The organism is Chloroflexota bacterium (assembly GCA_018648225.1).
Classification (GTDB): Bacteria; Chloroflexota; Anaerolineae; order Anaerolineales; family UBA11858; genus NIOZ-UU35.
The window spans coordinates 10,231-13,346 of sequence record JABGRQ010000122.1; the positions used below are offsets into that span (position 1 = coordinate 10,231).

Annotated in this window: 2 protein-coding genes; both read left to right on the forward strand. The window is 51.8% G+C overall.

Features of this window, described 5'->3' with window-relative positions:
- Window positions 1–1,308 (forward strand): DEAD/DEAH box helicase (locus tag HN413_12240; GenBank protein ID MBT3391168.1); only part of this gene is annotated, 1,308 nt, incomplete at its 5' end.
- Window positions 1,309–1,354: 46 nt separating this feature from the next.
- Window positions 1,355–3,043 carry an SWIM zinc finger domain-containing protein gene (locus tag HN413_12245; protein MBT3391169.1) on the forward strand — a complete coding sequence of 563 codons (1,689 nt, stop codon included), beginning with the start codon at window positions 1,355–1,357 and terminating at the stop codon, window positions 3,041–3,043.
- Window positions 3,044–3,116 lie beyond the last annotated feature (73 nt).

Genomic DNA, 3,116 nt, shown 5'->3' on the forward strand with positions numbered 1-3,116 from the left:
AAGGCGACGGCGCGTTATCTGCGTGAAAAGCTGGACGCTCATCGGATTTTGATTGACCCTGGACGACGCGGACACCTGAAACAGGCGCTCCTGCAAATCGGCTATCCCGCCGAAGATTTGGCAGGTTATGTGGTCGGCGACGATCTACCAATTGCGCTGCGCCCGACGACGTTGGATGGAAAGCCGTTTTCTTTGCGCCATTATCAGGAAGAATCTGCCGATGTCTTTCATGCCGGCGGCTCGGCACACGGCGGCAGCGGCGTGATCGTGCTGCCCTGCGGCGCGGGCAAAACCATCGTTGGCATGGCAGTGATGGCACAGTTGCAAACTTCGACGCTGATTCTGACCCCCAACACGGTTGCCGTGCGCCAGTGGATCAGCGAATTAATTGATAAAACATCCCTGACGGAAGATATGATCGGCGAATATACGGGTTTGCAAAAAGATATTCGCCCCGTCACTGTCAGCACCTACCAGATTTTGACCTATCGCAAACGAGGCACGCAGGATTTTCCGCATTTCAGCCTTTTCAGCGCGCGCAATTGGGGCTTGATCGTTTACGATGAAGTCCACCTGCTGCCCGCGCCCGTTTTTCGCATCACGGCTGAAATCCAGGCGCGCCGCAGGCTGGGATTGACCGCCACCCTCGTCCGTGAAGACGGCATGGAAGGCGATGTCTTCTCGCTGATCGGTCCGCAAAAGTACAATGTGCCCTGGAAGGATTTGGAGAAACAAGGCTGGATCGCGACAGCGATGTGTCACGAAATCCGCGTGAACCTGGCGGAAGGCGAGCGCATGGAATACGCGCTTGCGCCGAACCGCCAAAAATATTCGGTATCAGCGCACAACTCGAAAAAACTCCCCATTTTGCAGGCAGTTTTGGAGCGACATCTCGGCGAGAATATCCTCGTAATCGGCATGTACCTGGACCAACTCGACGAAATCGCCGAACTTTTGCAAGCGCCGCTCATCACTGGCAAAACGCCCGTCAAGGAACGCGAAACCCTCTACGAGCAATTCCGCAACGGGGAAGTGAAAGTACTGGTCGTCTCAAAGGTCGCCAACTTCAGCATTGACCTACCCGATGCCAGCGTCGCCATCGAAATTTCGGGCACCTTTGGCAGCAGGCAGGAGGAAGCCCAGCGTCTCGGTCGCATCCTGCGCCCCAAATCAGATGGCGCGATGGCGCATTTCTACACCATCGTCACCCGCGAAACCGTCGATCAGACCTTCGCCGCCAACCGCCAAAGATTTTTGACCGAGCAGGGTTACAAGTATGTGATTTTGTATGAGGATGAAGTGTTGTAAATTTTTGTAGCGCGACATTCATGTCGCGGGTTAATAGGATAAAAATATGCCATCTCTAACCGAAGCCACAATCCGTTCTCACGCCAGCGAGCAAAGTTTTGAACGTGGGCGCGAATACTATCGCTCAGGCGCAATTTACAACACCATCCGCCAAGGCAATACTCTGCGGGCAGACTGCGTTGGTAGCGAAACCTATCACCTGCATGTCGAACTCGATGAAGGTGGCATCCAATCCGCTGCCTGCACCTGTCCTTATAGTTTTGGCGGCTATTGCAAACATATCGTTGCCCTTTTGCTGACCTATATCCATAAACCGGATGAGTTTGCCGAACGAAAATCCGTCCCTGCTTTACTGGAAGATGTGGATCAAGCTGCCCTGGTCACGATTCTGACCAAGTTGATTGATCGCAACCCCGAACTTTATGACTGGCTCGAAACGAACCTGCCCATCCGGCTTGCTGCCGTGCAAAAGGCAGAATCTCAGCCCAAGCCTGCTGCCAGCCAAATCTCCGAAAAAGCGTGGCGCAAACGGATCAAAAATATATTTCGGCATAGCGGTAATTATTATGACGATTATCAATATGCCTACGGCTTATCCCAGGAAATGGATGACATCACCATAGCAGCAACCGATATTCTCGCCGCCGGAGACGCGCAGGGTGCCATCACCATCTTGCTCGCCTTGCTCGAAGAACTCTATGATTCCTATGAATATTTCGACGATTCGGACGCCGAACTGGCAGACAGCGCCGATTATGCGGGAGAAGTTCTGGCAGAAGCCATTCTGAGTGCGAAACTAGATGCAAAAGAACGCAAATCGTTGGGGAACCAGCTTGATCCCATTCGCAGCAACCTCTCCGATTATGGCATCGAAAAAGGGCTGGAGCTTGCGCACCTTGCCCTGGAATATGGCTGGGAAACTCAGCCTTTCCAATCTGAACTGGATACTGCCAAACTAAACGTCCTTGAACGTCAGGGTCGCACAGAAGAATTCTTGTCATTGTGTCAGCAAACGGGGCAATCTTTGCGCTATACCCAAAAACTCCTGCAACTTGGGCGCATGGCTGAAGGTATCCGTGCCGCGTACCAAATTGCTGAACCTAACAAGATACTTGAAATTGCCAAAGAACTGCGTGAAAAAGACCATCTCGCGGAGGCAGTCCACCTCGCAGAGCATGGCTTGACCCTTGAAGGAGCAAAATATCACCTGGCAGCCTGGCTCGCCCCTCTGGAAGAAACGCTCGGAAAACCCGAAGAGGCGTTGCTGGCTCATCTCGCTGCCTTTGCAGAACTTCCTAAACTGGAAACATATCAGTCCATGCAACAGCTATCTGGTGAACGCTGGAAAGAACTTCAGCCTGAGCAAATGAAAATTCTACTGCAATCAGGACATTCAGAAGCAATTGTTGACGTTTATTTATATGAGCAGATGTGGGACGAAGCCATCGAGGTTGCCGAGAAAAATGCCTATAGTTACAGTCTGCGCGAAAAAGTAGCGGATGCTATCATTGCACATCGCCCGAATTGGGTCATTCGCATTTCCATTCAGGAAGCAGAAAAACTGATCGAACCGACCAAAAGCAAGTACTATCCCCACGCTGCCCGTTGGCTGGCGAAAGCGAAAGAAGCCTACCTTGTCTCTGGACGCGAAGCGGAATGGACAACCTATCTTGCCAAGATCAAAACCTTGTACGCTCGCCGCCCATCTTTGCAAAAGGAATTGGCAAATCTGTAGGGTTCAGTGGATGCGAAGTCATAAGATCATCCAAACAGTGTTTACGCGGTATAAATCAAATATACGGCTACAA